This is a genomic window from Mucilaginibacter sp. A5337 (assembly GCF_059690695.1).
Window position 1 is genome coordinate 814,003 of sequence record NZ_JCAWEC010000003.1, and the last position, 15,451, is coordinate 829,453.

Below are 15,451 nucleotides of genomic sequence, written 5' to 3' on the forward strand. Positions count from 1 at the left end.
AACTAATGGAGGACTTGATAGTACCGAAGAATATAGACAACCAAAAGCAGCATAAGGCGCGTTATCAACTTATGCTGCTTCAAAACATTGATTTAGATAAATTATTTTAATTAATTTTGTATGAGAACATTACAACAGATCATGCGCAGCACAGTAAAAGATGTACGTTCCAAATCGATATTTGAATTATCGGCACAGGAACTGGCCGACAGGCTTCGTCCGACCGCTGATGCCGTTATGCGCGAAACATTCAACAGGAACGGTTATCTCACCTACTTCGATAAAGCCGTCTGTCCCGACACCGATTACATGGTGCATGAGTATCGCGATAGAAAAGAGCTGGTACGAATAGATGACAAAGGCAACGCAAGCCTGATCAAAATCCTTTAGTTATGACTTTGGATAACCCGCAACTACTGATCGTAGCGGGGCCGAACGGTGCAGGTAAATCTACTTTTTCAAAAGATTTATCCGCAGCCGGTGCATTTATCTTTGACGCCGATAAAGAGGCTGCAAAGATTGAAGCACTTTATCCCGGCCTCCCAGGCGAAAGTGTTTCTTACGCAGTTGAGCAATATTTTCAGGACTGCATAATACAAGCGATAAGCAAAAAAGCAGATTTTACGGTAGAAACAAATCTCAGGGACACCGGACTAATGAATATCGTAAACCGATTCAAGGAAAACGACTATGTTGCCAGCATAGTTTACATTGGGCTGCGCGATGTTAAGCAATCCATGGACCGTGTGACTGCGCGTGTAAAAGGAGGCGGTCATTTTGTCGACACAGGTAGCATCCGTTATAATTATATCGAAGGATTAAAAAACTTTGAATACCTGGCAGACCGTTTCGGCAATATTGAATTCATCGATGCCAGTGGAAATTTATACGAACTAAAATCATTGCTAAGTCTGCAAAATAGGCAAGTTGTTTTTGTGAGTAATGATTTGCCCGAGTGGGCTAACTCTGTTATTTCATCAATTGTAAAGCGATTCAGTCGTATTTTGCCGGAACGAGACGACGACAAAGAATATCGTCCTGGTCCCCGGCGTTAGAGTAGGATTTAATGTAAATATATATATAATGTAAGGAGAATTGTTTGTTGGGTGACCCAGCCCCAAGTAATGCTTAGGGTAAAGCATTCTTCGGCTTAATTGTGGCCGGGTATCATTACTCGCATATTTTGTTGGGTGCGGGAAAATTCTTCACCCGCTTTCTGAACAATTTTTACGGATGGTTATGAATTGCGTGGATATTATCTCCCGCAGTAGCGTTATTGGCAATATTCTGTGACCAATACCCATTGTACGGCAATGTTATAATTTCGTGTTATTTCAGTGTCGCCCCGGTTAAGGTGGTAGAGGTAACTTAAATATTATTCCTGCTCTACCCATCCACAGTTGATCCTTTTTGGCTTTTTCCTCCAAATGGCGGATAGACAGCGATTCAAAAAACACTCAGCGTCGTGATATGCACTGCGGACGGCACTAATGTGCTCAACCTGGCGGGGTGAATATCGAAGCTGTTATTCCGAAAAATTGACATTTGCAGACTGTAAATTTTTCATAAAAACTGAATTTTTATCAGTAAATAGTCGCAACGAAGCTCATGGCACAATGCTTGATTAATTCGAAATAGTTTAATTAACATTATAAGTTTCAAATCATTAATCTAATAAGGAGGAAAGACCTATGACATTGGTTAAATTTAATCCCGCTAAAAACAACGGTTCATTAATTCCCGGTTTTAACGACGTATTTGATTCCGTATTAAATGACACTTTTTTTAATGACCGACTGACCAGCCGTGTACCTGCTGCTAACATTAGTGAAACTGAAGATCATTATCACGTAGAACTGGCTGCGCCGGGTCTGAAGAAGGAAGAGTTCAAATTGAACCTTGACGGTAATGTGCTAAACGTGGCTGTGGAACGAAGAAACGAAAACAATGATGCTGCGAAAAATTACAGCAAGCGTGAGTACAGCTACAATTCCTGGGTTCGCTCTTTCACCCTGCCCGAAAGCGCAAATGCGGAAAGCATCGAAGCGTCCTATATGGACGGCGTGCTGAAAATTGATATTGCGAAGCGCGAGGAAGCAAAAATCGTTCGTCGCCAGATCGAGATCAAGTAACCAGTATTGATGCTAATAATACGGCCCCGGTTTGGGGCCTAACTTATTTACCATGGAATCACCATTTTACTTATTGATTAGCCTTAAAACACCGGGAAGCTATGAGCCTTTTGGTGAATTCGACTTGGGACATGATCGGGAATTAGCTTATGCTTTGTTTGACAGTCTGGATGGAAACCCGGAAATAGATGATCTCTGCCATTTTCATGTAGACCTCATTGAAACCGTTGACACCCTGCCTGAAAAAATTCGTAGTAAATGCTGTAGGCTAGACGAATTAGGGCTAAACGCAGAACGGGTGGCTTTGGAAATATTCAGACAAAAAAACTTAAGGGGAGAAACATGATCACAAAAACATTATTAACCCTGCTCCTTTTCGCGGCAGTAATCATATTGTTCCGAAAAAATGACGATGATCTGGCCTGGTAGCCTGGAGTAGTTGCCGATATCCATAACACTACCCAGCAGATGTTTTGGATTCGGATTATTGTCAGAATTGCCTAATTATTAAACAAATGTTTATTAATTTTGTATAGTTATACTAAACCGATGTAATTATGGAAAAATTAGTAATATTCAGAATGTTCTTATGTTTTCCCCTCGCCGGCGTGTTGGTACCTGACGCCATGGTTGTATTATCAGGAACTTCTCCTATTATCCCGGCTGTCCACCTGGCTGTCGAATTGGCACTAATCACATTGATTTCGCTTTGTAGCGCTGTTATATACTACAAAAAAAAGAATGTTAATTCACCTAGAAATGAAACCTCATTTACCTGAAAAAAGTCCTCAAAGATAGTCAAAGCAAATATGATAGCTCGTCAAATATATCAATGAGTGCAGGCAGAGAATAGGGAAATTGGCGCTGGTTTCATTAATAATAGTTATTATATTGCTTATCTCCGTTTGATTTAACATTTACGGGCTGTACAATTTCAACAAGTGCTATTCGCACTATAGCTTGCGCAGGCCCCTGCAATCTTAAAGAGGGACATATTTTGTGCCCCCATTTAATGTTAGCGACGTCGTGACGCAGAAATATATCTGGATTTTGAACGTCTAATATTAACTAAACTTCTAACTGCGAATAACGCTGCAATCTTGAATTTAACATCGAATCGCTTTCCCAGAATAAACAGCCTTATCAATATTCTTGGGCTTTGGATGTAAAATGCTTTTTCAACTTCGAATCTCCCGGCGCATGAACAAGTAATAAGCTAAAGCAAAACAACAGGTCATAACAGCTAAAAGGCCGCAGAACTGTGGCCACACAACCATCAGGCTCTGTGTAAACGGTAGCGGTGATGGAATCGCGCCAGCCATTTGCTCCATCGTCAGGGGGCCGAGACTTCGAACTGATGGCATCAGCAGCGTCGTAACCGCATCAGCATAAAGCTGGTTGGGTGATATCCGCAGGATATTCAACGCAACATTATTATAACTTATCGCTTGCTCCTGCGTGAGTTGAGATGGATCGGGTAGCAGCGATCTTAAGATCAGGTTGACGACGATCTGGTAAAATACAGTAAAAAAAAGCCAAAGGCCTATACCTGTGATTGCAGAAGTGGCGGCTTGTCTGAATACTACCACAACTTTTCAGACTGATCCCGAATCGTTCAACTAAAACATGCGGTTGAATGAATCTTTTGGAGGGGTTTTAAAAGAAAAAGCCCCTAAATCATTTGATTTAAGGGCTTTTGAAGCGATTTTACTCTGCTTTTGTACTCAGAGCGGGAATGGAACTCTGGTATTAATTGCTTTAAAATCAATATTTTATGATGGGGTATGTATTGTACTCAATGAATCGCTCACTAAACATTAATTGGCTTTTACCAACGCGTCCATAAATTTACGGTTAATTGAAGACAGATCCAACTTTTTCCTGCTTTTTACGGATTAGAAGGAATCGGCGCGGACGATCCTGCTGGGGCTGAACCGGGAATGGGTAAAGAAGCAGGGGGATTTCTTTGTGGAATCGCCGATCAATTTTTTGACGGCCATTATCTGGTTTTTGCGTCGTTACCAGGGTAGGCAGTTCTGCACGCTGCCGCATGTGATCGAGCTCATGCAGGCGGAATATGATAAGCTGTTTACGGTTTTGCGTACGGAGCAGGAGATCGATGTGCTGATTAACCCTTTTTTCAGCGCTTATCTCCGGGACGCGGTGGAACAGCTGGAGGGGCAGATCGCTTCGGCGAAGATCACGATGTCACGGATCGCTTCGCCGCAATTGTATTATATCCTGTCAGGCAACGAGTTTACGCTGGATATCAATGACCCGCTCAATCCGAAGATCGTTTGCATGGGCAACAACCCGCAGAAGATACAAATCTATGGTGCGGTGCTGTCGTTGTTCGTGAATCGCCTGCTGAAGATCATCAACCAGAAAGACCGGTTGAAGTGCAGTTTGATTTTAGATGAGTACCCCAGCCTGGTGGCCGATGTGATCGCTACGATTGCGACCGGGCGAAGTAACCTGATCAGTACCTGTCTGGGCATACAGGATGCCAGTCAGTTGCGCAAAGAGTATGGCCGGGAAGCAGCGGATGTGATTATGAACATCGTGGGCAATATGGCGGTAGGCCAGGTAGCTGGTGATACGGCCAAAATGGTTTCGGAAAAGATCGGGCGCATCATGCAGGACAGGGAAAGTTTGTCGATCAACCGGAGCGATACATCCATCAGCCGGTCTAAGCAATTGGAGGCGGCGGTGCCGGCTTCGAGGATCTCGGCATTGAGTTCTGGCGAGTTCGTCGGGCTGGTTGCGGATAACCCGGATGAGAAGATCGAACTGAAGGCCTTTCACTGTGAGGTCGTGAACGACCATGAGGCTTTAAAGAAAGAGGCCGATGCTTATCAGCCGATACCTGCTGTACGGGTGATTAATGCGGGCATTGTCCAGCGCAATTATTTGCAGATTAAACAGGATGTTCGGGAAATTATAGAGGATATATTTGAGCGGTTGTTGAATGATCCCGCTAAGGCGCATTTGGTAATCAGGAAGGCTAAATAATATCTAAAGTTCGATGCCTTATTGTTTTTTATAATAGTAAACTAAATTTGGTTGTATAAACCTATCGCATTATGCAAATTAGAAAGCTTACTGTCAATAACTTTCGGCGTATTAAAAATGCCGAAATCTTATTCGAAGGCCATACCGTCCTCATCGGCGACAATAATGCCGGAAAAATCAAAAATACCTGAAGCGATTGATCTCGTTCCCGAGGCCGACCGACTAAATCGTATTCCTGTTATTGATGAGCATGATTTTTACAACGGGGTTTATCTTGACTTCATTGGATGATCCTGTTATAATCAGAGTGGAGTTGATCGTTGGAGAATTATCAGCGGAACAGAAAAGGAAATTCAGTAACAATATAGCGTTTTGGAATACAAACACCAAGACACTCGTTGCTGATCCTCCCTTAGAAAGCCTTGATGATGAAAATATCGAAGAGGTCATCAGGGTTGCTTTTAATGGCTCAGATGATATAGTGGATGATGATATTACGGGCGAAACATTCTTTTGCTCTATATCAGGACAAGACAATGCGTCCTCATAATTTTTAACGAGCTGTCTGACGGCCTTGTTTTCTTTCGCGGTGTCCGGTTGCTGACCGTAAGCTGTTGAAGCATAAAGCCAACAAACACCAATGACTATAATTTAAAAAAGGTTGATCTTTATAGTTGATAGATTTGAATTTAAAATGCTTTCAGGATATCGATAGGCGGCCCCACGCGCTCAAATCCGTGTTGTTTCCGGAACGCATCCTGCTCCGCTTCAGGCTTTCCCTTCATTTGACCCTGGCTGATCGCGATAAAACATTCTTCCATTTTCCCTGCCGGCTGAAATGTGGTTAGCATCCGGCCTACGCCATCGCCCAGTTTGGAAAAAGCATGTGGCACGCCCCGCGGGCCGAACACGCTATCGCCGGCTTTAACGGTGTATTTTGTCACCCACTTTGATCACGAATTCCCCTTCCAGTATATACCACCATTCATCCTGATCTGGATGCACGTGCAGGTTGGGCCCGCCCTTTTTGACGCGGGATGATTCATAAATATACAGGTCGCCGTCCGTGTCACGGGTAGATACCTTGGTATAAAAGGTATCCCCGTCAAACAGGCTGATGGGCTTTTGAAAGCAGTCCGCGCTGGCATCAGTCTTAAAACCGGTCTTTTCGCGGAACTTTTTATAGCTGCTGGCAATGCTGCCCAACGGCGAGACAAAAGCCACTACAGGAGGGGGTATTTTTTTATTTTCATTTAATAGATAGTAATAAATAATAGTTTGTCTTGGAAATAAGTTTGAATATTCATTAACTTGCAAGAAAAATTAGTCGCCTATGATTCGCAATTATTTCTATAAATCAATATGTTTTTTTGTATTAAAAATAGTATAGCCAAACAAAATCATACGAAATAATCCGGGCAGATGCCTGAAGCCTAATACCTTTTCCTTTATTGAACAATTCTACTTATAAATGAGATTCTTACTTTACTTATGCATCCTGCCACTAATTTTATTACATTTCAACACTTTTGGACAGGCTGCGTTCTCAGGGCAAGTCATAACCTCGTCGCGTGAATCCGTTGAGCTCGCGACAGTTCGCATCCTGAATAGTTCCAAGAAGGTTATTCAAGCTGGCGTAACGGAGAAGAATGGAACATTTCGAATCGTGGCAAGCATACAGGAGGCGAGGTTTCTTTGCGCGAGTTATTTGAACGACAAGTCAGACACCATAGGCATTGGAAAGGCAGACAGCAGCTACACGCTGATCATAGCTCAAAACAAGACGACTTTGTCAGAGGTAAAGGTTTCCTCTACCGCCCAAACTCTAACGCGGCAATCAGACCGATTCATATTTACACCGGACAGGCTGGTGACAAAAGGGGCGGCTGCCATCGACATATTAAAGATTACTCCGCTGATTCAATTTGACGACAAATCTGAGTTATTTTCCATCATAAACAAGCAGGGCACGACGATTTATATAAACAACAAAAAGTCCACGATGCCGAAAGATATGATACTTTCCATTTTGCGGTCAACGTCTGCCGACAACATCAAGAACATAGAGATAATTACGAATCCAGGAAGCGAGTATCGTGCAGCCATCACTGGTGGCATAATCAACATCAACCTTAAGCGGGCTGCAAATGACGGCTGGCAGGGAAACTTTTCTTTTAGTGACGAACAGGGTGCATTCAACACGGGAATATTTAACGGAACACTAAATTACCACAAACATAAAGTTGGCGTCAGGGTGTCGCCTTTTATTAATGATAGTTATAATTACAATACCTCCCAAAATACTATCTCTAATACAGATGTGCCCGCCCAAGTCAATAACATGACGTACCATCGCCGGTATCTAGTTTTAGGAGGCGGAATCGGTGTAGACTACGACATAGATCAGCGAAACATCCTGAGCTTTAACGGGTTCGCGTCTTCTGTGAACGGAAATAGCCGCCGCCGAAACATGACAGCATATTATTCCCAGACGTTATCCAGTCCGGACTCTGCATACCATACGTTGACAAGCGGGAAGGACAACTACCTGTATAATTTTGGAAACGTGTATTTTCAGCATCAGTTTGACTCCGTAGGCAAGCAACGTCTGACAATCAATGTTGACTATAACCAATACCATCAAACCGATAACGACTTGGTGGCGTTCGATAAGGTGCAGCCTGCGGTCGGCAGCGGCAGCACTTTATATAAGAACATACTTCCCCAGCGCTTTTTCAATATTTCGGAGGAGGCAGATTACACGAATGCGCTAAGCAAGTCATCCAGCATTACAGCCGGAGTGCAGGTCAGCAACACGACGATGAACAACGACCTGCTTTACCAAACATACGACTCACGGACCCAGTCTTATATCATTAATCGCACGATATCAAACAACTACAAATATGAGGAGAATTATTCAGCAGTATTTGTCTCTTTAAATAAGACAATTAGCAAAAAGCTCCAGGGTTCCATCGGGCTGCGGGGTGAAAATATCTACTATTCTTCAAGGAACAAATCCACCAGCGAGTCGGCCGACTCTTCATATTTCAATCTCTTTCCAAACTTATCGCTTCAATACGCCTTAAACGATAATGAGAACGTATCAATGTCGTTCGCGAAAAAGATCAAGCGCCCGGCCTTAGACCTGCTGTTTCCTGGCCGCACCTACTATACCCCGACCCTGTATTCCGAGAATAATCCTTTTCTGCGGCCAGTCAACCTGTACAGCGTTGATTTCATGTACACGCTGAAAAACCGATATTTTGTTTCAAGCGGATACGGTTTGTCAAAAAACCAGTACGCCCGCTTTGTAATCCCCGTTAGTGACACTACTGGCGCGCCTTTAAAAAGGACTTATCTGAACTACGGAAATTATTGGAACGCCTACTTGTCCTTTTATACAGCCCAGAGCTTTTTTAACGGGTTTTGGAATCTAAACTTGTCGGCAGTATTGAACTACGACCATTACTCTCTTAATGAGGGTTCGACTGTTATATCATCGGAAAAAGAGGTCGAAAACTGGAATTACACCATCTCCAGCAACAATACGCTGTTTTTGTCAAAAAAGAGGCAGCTATTTGGTTTCGTTACCCTACAGTATGTTAGCCCTACCAATAACATCTCAGTTAAAACAGAATCGTCCCTATTTCTCACTCAACTCGGCATAAGGAAGAACTTCAACGCGATCAGCCTAAGTCTTTTTGTGTCGGACCCATTCAACACCAATGGCAGAACGACTTCACTTGCCCATCCAAACCGGGCGTATGCCTTCAATGAGCTAAGGCAGAACAATTATACACGATCAGCGTCAATTAGCCTCAGATATACCTTTGGAAATAATAAGCTTAAATCCGTGAAAAATAAGAATTCGGCAAACGAGGATATAAAGAGAAGATTGTAACTGATAGGAAATTTAATTTTCATTTTACGGCAAATATATTTTTGGTTTTATTTGAAAATCTTATTAAAGTTATTATTTTTGAGTAAATAATAACCTGCCAAAAGCAGGTAAACTTAAACCTTATGAATACGAAATTCTCATCAAATCATTCTTTTATCTCCGTTTTCGAGGAGCTGACAGAGCAGGCCAGTGGAAATCTATTCGGTGGCTTCACAAGCAGCTATGGCTATAGTAGAACATCCGCCTACACTGGATCCGGCGAGACTAATAACTGCAATGCATCAAACTGTATAACTGATTGTGGAGTCGGCCAAAACCGAAACTGCAACGTGACGGCGCATTGCGGGACCCTTAGCTAAACTTATTAAGCTGTAATTATCATTAGCAAACCAACCAGAAGACAACGGTTTTATGGGCGGTAGTGATGGGATGTGCAATGCCCTAACGTACGTTTTGTGCCCAAAAAATCTATACTAATACGAGTTATTCTTATTAATTAAATCTTAATTGCATGAATATTCCTTCAATTACTTTCAACCTTCCGACCTACGAAATTCTTTCGGACATCAAGGGCAAAATTCAGGGTGGCTTCACTTCGAGTTTCGCGGTAACAACTTCCCTGGCTTTTCAGGCAAGTGAGGCTAATAACTGCAACGGAGCCAACTGCACAACTACCTGTCAAAATCAAATGTGTAATACGCGATCTCAGTGCGGGCCTGGCTTTTAAAGCATACAATGATTATTGAAATGTATCAATAATATAAACCACTTAAATTTTTATGAAAGTTAAACTAAACTTCGAGATCACTGGCTTTGAGACAATCAGTGAGGACTCCGAAAGCAAGTTGATTGGCGGCTTTTCGCCTTCGATCTCCGCTGCCTCGGTGACAGGCAATGAGACAGGCCCGGCAAACAACTGTGCAGGCGGCAACTGCGTCGCTAACTGCGGCAACGGACAAAATGTTGGGTGCAATGCAGTAGCAGGGTGTGGAACTAAACCGTGATTGTCTTGATGAACTTCAAAGGTCTGGTTGAGTCTATTTCAGAAATAGACAGCAACAACATTGTGGGCGGTTTTTCAGTAAGCTTTTCCACTTCAACCGCGATCAATGATACAGGCGGGGACACCAACAATTGTCAAGGCGGAAATTGTACATCCAACTGCGGCGCTTGGTCCAACATCAAGTGCAATACGGTGCCAGGGTGTAACTCTTAATTTTCAACCATTAAATTATTGAAAAAATGAAATCAGACATGAGAATGCTTAAAGTAGAGTTTGAGTTGCTCAGTGACGAGACAAGCCAAACACTAACAGGAGGCTTTTCGACGAGTTTTTCAACGTTACCTCTGCTGGCATTTACCGGAAGCGATAACAATACGAATAACTGCCAGGGTGGAAACTGTACCAGCAGTTGCGGATCCAGTCAGAATATTCAGTGTAATGTTGTTGCTCATTGCGGAACCTAAGTAAAACTTTTTAACATTAAAAAAAGCAACGTATGAAAGTAACGTTAGAGGGAGCTTTCGAAGTGTTAACTTCAGATTCCCAAAGCACACTTGTCGGGGGCTTTTCTGTAAGCCTTGCATCGGTGACCAAAGACACGACTTCCGGGAGCGGAGAATCTAACAATTGCCTCGGAGGGAATTGTGCTAGCGGGTGCGGCCCGTGGCATAACGTTGGTTGTAACGCCTATGTTGGGTGTGCATGATTTTAACCTAAAAATGCCTTATATGAAAAATCTATTGCAAAATTACGAGGGTCTGACGGAAATGCATGAGCATCAACTCGTCGGAGGATTTTCTAAGACTTATTCTGAGCATAATTATTCTTTTACAGAAGGGTCAAATAATTGCCTTGCTACTAATTGCGCGGCAAATTGCTCTACGAGCGACGGAAATAGTGACGCATCGTGCAGACACAATGCTCAGCCGCTTTGTAATTGACATTTAACTCATTTACCAGAACCTGTATTGGGTTCTGGTAATTTAACATTATCAGAAAAAATTAATCATGAAGTACAGTCAATTTAACTCAGTAATACCCTATGAAAATAGGTTCGCTTTATACAATTCTTACAACCAGAAGTTCATGGTTATCGATCCTCTGTTGAAAGAGCTTTTAGATGCAGCAAAGCACGAGGGCGTAAATTCTTTAAAGGATGTTCACCCAACGTTTTACGACTACTTGAAAACGGAAGAGTACTTAATCGATTCAAATATCGACGAAGTGCAAAAAGTAAAAGACTTGGTAAAACAAGTTGATGAAAATATCAGCAGTTTCCTTTTGACCATTAACCCAACAATGAACTGCAATTTCAAGTGCTGGTATTGCTACGAAACACACATAAAGAAATCCAGCCTGCATGTGGATATGGTAGATAAAATAGGCTATTTTATCGAGAAGACCGTGCGCAAGCCGGAAATGCAGTTTTTTAACGTTTCATTCTTCGGTGGTGAGCCGCTCTTATATTTCGAACGCGACGTCGTACCCGTTATCGTGAAGCTTAAGCAGGAGTGCGTTGCCCATTCGGTGGACTACGCAGTGAGCTTTACAACCAACGGATATTTAGTGGATGACGATTTTATCGCATTCTTTAAGCATAATGGCATAGTACCGGGCTTGCAAATTACGTTAGACGGATACAAAGAGAAGCACGACGAAGTTCGGTATGTAAGCGCTACAAAAGGCTCGTACGATGTAATAATCAATAATATAAAAAAACTGTTGCTAAATAAATTCCCTGTTCGGCTGCGGGTAAATTATACGTCGCTCAACATTGAAGACGCATACAAAATTGCCGAGGAGTTCAAGGATATTCCGCTTGACATCAAGAAGGAGTTTCTGTTGATGGATTATCACCGCGTTTGGCAGGATTCAAAGGTCGACGACATCGGACGGACTGTGGACAAAAATATTGATATGATCAAGAAGGAAGGAATCCAGGTAAAGCACATGTCACCAAACAACGTCCGGGACTCGTGCTATGCTGATAAGCGCAACAGCGCCACGATAAATTATAATGGCGACCTATTCAAGTGTACGGCAAGAGACTTCACAACGGCTAAACGCGCTGGATACCTCAGCGACGAAGGCGATCTGATTTGGGAGGACGATTATTTGGAAAAGCGCATGAATGTCAAGTTTAATAATAAGCCGTGCCTGACCTGCAGGCTTATGCCAATTTGCAACGGCGGCTGCTCACAACATGCATTGGAGGCTTTGGGAGAAAAGGAATATTGCGTATATTACGGGGATGATAGCCTAAAGGACGACGTCGTGCGGACAAAGATAAATGAGATAGTAGAGTCATTGCAGCTTAATGAGGTTTAAATTTGTCAGTCAGCTAGAGAGCAACGATTGCGGGCCAGCATGCCTCGCGATGGTGGCATCCTTTCATGGGTATTCGGTCAACTTGAAAAAGGCGAAGGAACTTTGCGCCGTGACACGAATGGGCGTATCGGTCAAAGATATCCTTGACGGCGGAAGGCATCTGGGAATGCAGTCGACCGGGCTGAAGCTCTTCCCTGCGCAACTAGCCGAGATTCCTCTGCCGGCCATACTGTTTTGGAAGCAGGATCATTTCGTCGTGCTTTACAAAATCTCGATGAAGCGCGGCAATACGCTGTATCACATTGCCGATCCAGGATATGGCAAAATAGCGATTGACGAGGACCTTCTGTCCAAGGAATGGCTTGGAAACAATGCTAAGGGGATAGCACTGGTTTTCCCAAAGGACGAAAGCGCCTTGCTATCGGAACCGGCTAACCGCGAGCAACAGAAGGAGAAAGGATTTCGGGCGGGTACCTTGTACAGTGAGTTAAGGAATTTCGTGTTTAAGCACAAGCTGAAGTATATACTGTCAATTTCGCTGCTCGCACTCGGTCTGCTCACCAATTGGGCGATTCCCATTTTTTTCAGGAGAATAATAGACGAAGGCATCGTTGCAAAATCGCTTAACGTTGTCATATTACTGCTTCTCGCGCAATTTGCGCTGTTTCTAGGAAATTCCGTGTCGGGCTTCCTCAGCGACCTTCTGCTTACACGTTTCAACTTTAATCTTGCGATTATGCTGAAGGGCAATTTTCTTAAGAAGCTCATTCGACTTCCGGTAAGTTACTTCGACACGAGACTGAACACTGACACGCTACAGCGGCTCTCCGACCTTTCAAAGGTCCAGTCATTCCTCACATGGAAAGGAATCAGCTTCGTAATAAACGTCCTGAACTTGATAGTTTTCAGCGCAATACTCCTATTCATGAACCAACTGATCTTTTCGGTGTACTTCGTGCTCAGCGCGATTTCCATCTTTTGGATTGGGTACTTTCTCAAACGAAGAGCGACACTCGAGTATTCCATGTTCATCCGGCAATCGGAAAACAGCAACAACTTGTATGAGTTTATAATGAACATGCCTGAAATAAAGGTCAACCAAGCGGAGCGGACGTTGATCGGTCGAATAACCGCACTTCAAAAAAAACTCCACGAGTTGGAGCTCGACTCGCTGTACCTGAACATGTACCAGTTGTCCGGCGCTAACTTTATTCTTAAAATAAAGGAACTGACAGCAATCGCAATTGCCGCTTACTTCATAATACACGGACAGATGTCGATAGGTACCCTTCTAAGCATTTCATATATAATGGGACAGCTAAGCGGACCTATAATCAACCTCATCACTAATATTAGGGACGGGCAGGATGCCAGCATATCAAACCGCCGTATCGAAGACGTGTATACGGTGCCCAACGAGGCTGAAGAACAAAACTTGAGGACGGAGCCTGTCAATGTGGAGGAACTTGCACTGAAGGACGTCAGCTTCAAATATCCTGGCAGCTTCAATAGTTTTGTTTTGCGCAATCTAACGATGACAATACCAAAGAACAAAATTACAGCCATCGTGGGCACGAGCGGAAGCGGGAAAACGACACTAATGAAGCTGCTGCTTTGCTATTATCCATCCAACGAGGGCGACATATGGCTAGGAAAGCGCAGGCTTTCGTCTGTCCACCCCGACAACTGGCGTACTAATTGTGGCGTTGTGCTACAGGACGGGCATATCTTCGCGGGTACTATCCTTTTTAATGTTGCCTTGTGCGAACCTGAAGAGGTCGACATGCCGCGGTTTATCGAGGCGATCAATGTCGCCTGTCTCGCGGAAATGCTTGAGGCTCTGCCAATGGGCCATAGCACCAAAATCGGCAGCATCGGCATGCAGCTCAGCGGGGGACAAAAGCAGCGAGTATTAATCGCGCGGGCGGTTTACAAGAACCCGCAGTTCCTATTCTTCGACGAGGCGACAAGCTCACTCGACGCGAACACTGAACGAGCCATTATGGACAACCTTTCGCATTTTTTTCAAGGAAGAACCGTTGTCGTTGTGGCTCACAGGTTAAGCACGGTTAAGAACGCAGATAAGATCGTAGTTCTTGAAAAGGGCGAGATCATCGAAATGGGAAGCCACGACGAACTCCTGAAGGTTAAGGACAAATATTTTTCGCTGGTCAAGAACCAGCTTGAATTGGGGGCGTAATATATTATCCCATCTTTGCGATGGAAGTACAATTAAAATATCATGAGAACGAAAGGTTTTTGGAGTGTGTTAACGCTAATAGGCATCACACTAACAACATTAACAAAAGGAGCTATAATGGAATCAAGAGTTATACATCTCTCAGGGCTAATAGTGGATGCGCAAACGCTCGCCCCTATTGCGTCGGTGCAGCTTTCCGACGGTCACGGCCACGTATTGGGCTCCACGGACGGCAGGGGCTATTACAACATAGCCATAACCTACCCAAAGCCAGGACAGATCTATTTCAAGATTGTCGCCGAAAAGAAGGGGTTTAAACCGTTCACTCAAAATGAGCACTGGGGCGATTTGTCCAGTAACATCAAAGGGCTGCTGTATATCGGACTCAAATCCGGAGAATATTCAGGTCAAGAGTTTTCCGAGATTTCATTTCAAGGCGGCTCTACGTATGAGGATGTTTTTGCCGGCTTTGAAACGGTAAAGAGAAGCAGGGTATTTGAATCCGCCTTAGCAAAAGCAAAGTCCAACAATGAACACGCCTTTGTTTACATTGACTCGAAGCCATACCTAGTGAATAACTCAAGTTGGATTGAGCTGTCATCAAAGGATGCTTTGATATCAATAAGTGGCAAGAAGGTGGTCAGAGCCGATTCTATCAATACCGTAATAAGGAGAAGTTCGATTAAGAAAATGACCCCAGTCGAGCCAGGGAAAGGATACGGGTATTTGGTTGAAATAAAGTAACGGAGCTTCGGAAGATTCAATCATTCACATACCATAGGGGAGGATTCCGACTAGATTTACTGTCGTCCATATGCCAAATACATAGTAGATGTCCCAGAAGGTCAACAACTATCCGCTGGGGCTAATGA

At 43.6% G+C, this 15,451-nt stretch carries 13 protein-coding genes and 1 pseudogene; 11 read left to right on the forward strand and 3 right to left on the reverse strand.

Annotated features, from left to right (window positions below; translation table 11 throughout):
* Positions 1 to 120: 120 nt before the first annotated feature.
* The 4 genes from AC59JO_RS13350 (at position 121) to AC59JO_RS13365 (ending at position 2,478) form a co-directional block, all read left to right on the forward strand.
* Positions 121 to 390, forward strand: a complete 270-nt coding sequence (locus tag AC59JO_RS13350) for a hypothetical protein (protein WP_497305866.1) — start codon at positions 121 to 123, stop codon at positions 388 to 390.
* A 2-nt stretch (positions 391 to 392) separates the two neighbouring features.
* Positions 393 to 1,055 carry a zeta toxin family protein gene (locus AC59JO_RS13355; protein WP_497305868.1) on the forward strand — a complete coding sequence of 221 codons (663 nt, stop codon included), beginning with the start codon at positions 393 to 395 and terminating at the stop codon, positions 1,053 to 1,055.
* Positions 1,056 to 1,691: 636 nt separating this feature from the next.
* Positions 1,692 to 2,132, forward strand: a complete 441-nt coding sequence (locus AC59JO_RS13360) for an Hsp20/alpha crystallin family protein (RefSeq protein WP_413666682.1) — start codon at positions 1,692 to 1,694, stop codon at positions 2,130 to 2,132.
* Between the two features lie 52 nt (positions 2,133 to 2,184).
* The gene (locus tag AC59JO_RS13365; RefSeq protein WP_413666683.1) at positions 2,185 to 2,478 is read left to right on the forward strand and encodes a hypothetical protein; all 294 of its coding nucleotides are present in this window, start codon (positions 2,185 to 2,187) and stop codon (positions 2,476 to 2,478) included.
* A gap of 832 nt (positions 2,479 to 3,310) precedes the next feature.
* Here the strand turns inward: AC59JO_RS13365 and AC59JO_RS13370 are convergent.
* Positions 3,311 to 3,721, reverse strand: coding sequence for an ABC transporter permease subunit (locus tag AC59JO_RS13370; protein WP_413666684.1), 411 nt, complete (start codon positions 3,719 to 3,721; stop codon positions 3,311 to 3,313).
* A gap of 313 nt (positions 3,722 to 4,034) precedes the next feature.
* On the opposite strand from AC59JO_RS13370, the pseudogene AC59JO_RS13375 reads away from it, so the two are divergent.
* From AC59JO_RS13375 to AC59JO_RS13385, 3 genes and pseudogenes are all read left to right on the forward strand, one after another.
* A pseudogene (locus AC59JO_RS13375) lies at positions 4,035 to 5,144 on the forward strand (type IV secretory system conjugative DNA transfer family protein); the annotation flags it as partial.
* Positions 5,145 to 5,215: 71 nt separating this feature from the next.
* Positions 5,216 to 5,335, forward strand: a complete 120-nt coding sequence (locus AC59JO_RS13380) for an AAA family ATPase (protein WP_413666685.1) — start codon at positions 5,216 to 5,218, stop codon at positions 5,333 to 5,335.
* Positions 5,336 to 5,388: 53 nt separating this feature from the next.
* Positions 5,389 to 5,694 carry a hypothetical protein gene (locus AC59JO_RS13385; RefSeq protein ID WP_413666686.1) on the forward strand — a complete coding sequence of 102 codons (306 nt, stop codon included), beginning with the start codon at positions 5,389 to 5,391 and terminating at the stop codon, positions 5,692 to 5,694.
* A gap of 139 nt (positions 5,695 to 5,833) precedes the next feature.
* Here AC59JO_RS13385 and AC59JO_RS13390 read toward each other — a convergent pair whose 3' ends face one another.
* Entirely contained in the window at positions 5,834 to 6,088 is a 255-nt protein-coding gene (locus AC59JO_RS13390) for a cupin domain-containing protein (protein ID WP_497305871.1), read from the reverse strand.
* The gene (locus AC59JO_RS13395; RefSeq protein ID WP_497305873.1) at positions 6,069 to 6,461 is read right to left on the reverse strand and encodes a cupin domain-containing protein; all 393 of its coding nucleotides are present in this window, start codon (positions 6,459 to 6,461) and stop codon (positions 6,069 to 6,071) included. Before AC59JO_RS13395 ends, AC59JO_RS13390 begins: the two co-directional genes overlap by 20 nt.
* A gap of 154 nt (positions 6,462 to 6,615) precedes the next feature.
* Here AC59JO_RS13395 and AC59JO_RS13400 point away from each other — a divergent pair, with 154 nt between their 5' ends.
* The 4 genes from AC59JO_RS13400 to AC59JO_RS13415 all read left to right on the forward strand — a co-directional run bounded on the left by AC59JO_RS13400 (position 6,616) and on the right by AC59JO_RS13415 (position 15,323).
* Complete coding sequence (locus AC59JO_RS13400) at positions 6,616 to 9,048, forward strand: TonB-dependent receptor domain-containing protein (RefSeq protein WP_497305875.1); 2,433 nt, start codon at positions 6,616 to 6,618, stop codon at positions 9,046 to 9,048.
* Between the two features lie 2,011 nt (positions 9,049 to 11,059).
* A complete protein-coding gene (locus AC59JO_RS13405; RefSeq protein ID WP_413666692.1) occupies positions 11,060 to 12,379 on the forward strand; it encodes a radical SAM protein in 1,320 nt (439 codons plus the stop codon).
* Positions 12,369 to 14,579, forward strand: a complete 2,211-nt coding sequence (locus AC59JO_RS13410) for a peptidase domain-containing ABC transporter (RefSeq protein ID WP_497305877.1) — start codon at positions 12,369 to 12,371, stop codon at positions 14,577 to 14,579. The genes AC59JO_RS13405 and AC59JO_RS13410 overlap by 11 nt, the downstream gene beginning before the upstream one ends.
* Positions 14,580 to 14,621: 42 nt before the next feature.
* Positions 14,622 to 15,323, forward strand: a complete 702-nt coding sequence (locus AC59JO_RS13415) for a hypothetical protein (protein WP_413666694.1) — start codon at positions 14,622 to 14,624, stop codon at positions 15,321 to 15,323.
* Positions 15,324 to 15,451: the final 128 nt, after the last annotated feature.

What these genes read in the sequence shown, in the direction of transcription:
- AC59JO_RS13385 (WP_413666686.1), top strand. Translation starts at nt 5,389, where the DNA reads ATGAGCATGATTTTTACAACGGGGTTTATCTTGACTTCATTGGATGAT.
- AC59JO_RS13350 (WP_497305866.1), top strand. Translation starts at nt 121, where the DNA reads ATGAGAACATTACAACAGATCATGCGCAGCACAGTAAAAGATGTACGT.
- AC59JO_RS13415 (WP_413666694.1), top strand. Translation starts at nt 14,622, where the DNA reads ATGAGAACGAAAGGTTTTTGGAGTGTGTTAACGCTAATAGGCATCACA.
- AC59JO_RS13355 (WP_497305868.1), top strand. Translation starts at nt 393, where the DNA reads ATGACTTTGGATAACCCGCAACTACTGATCGTAGCGGGGCCGAACGGT.
- AC59JO_RS13365 (WP_413666683.1), top strand. Translation starts at nt 2,185, where the DNA reads ATGGAATCACCATTTTACTTATTGATTAGCCTTAAAACACCGGGAAGC.
- AC59JO_RS13405 (WP_413666692.1), top strand. Translation starts at nt 11,060, where the DNA reads ATGAAGTACAGTCAATTTAACTCAGTAATACCCTATGAAAATAGGTTC.
- AC59JO_RS13360 (WP_413666682.1), top strand. Translation starts at nt 1,692, where the DNA reads ATGACATTGGTTAAATTTAATCCCGCTAAAAACAACGGTTCATTAATT.
- AC59JO_RS13400 (WP_497305875.1), top strand. Translation starts at nt 6,616, where the DNA reads ATGAGATTCTTACTTTACTTATGCATCCTGCCACTAATTTTATTACAT.
- AC59JO_RS13380 (WP_413666685.1), top strand. Translation starts at nt 5,216, where the DNA reads ATGCAAATTAGAAAGCTTACTGTCAATAACTTTCGGCGTATTAAAAAT.
- AC59JO_RS13410 (WP_497305877.1), top strand. Translation starts at nt 12,369, where the DNA reads ATGAGGTTTAAATTTGTCAGTCAGCTAGAGAGCAACGATTGCGGGCCA.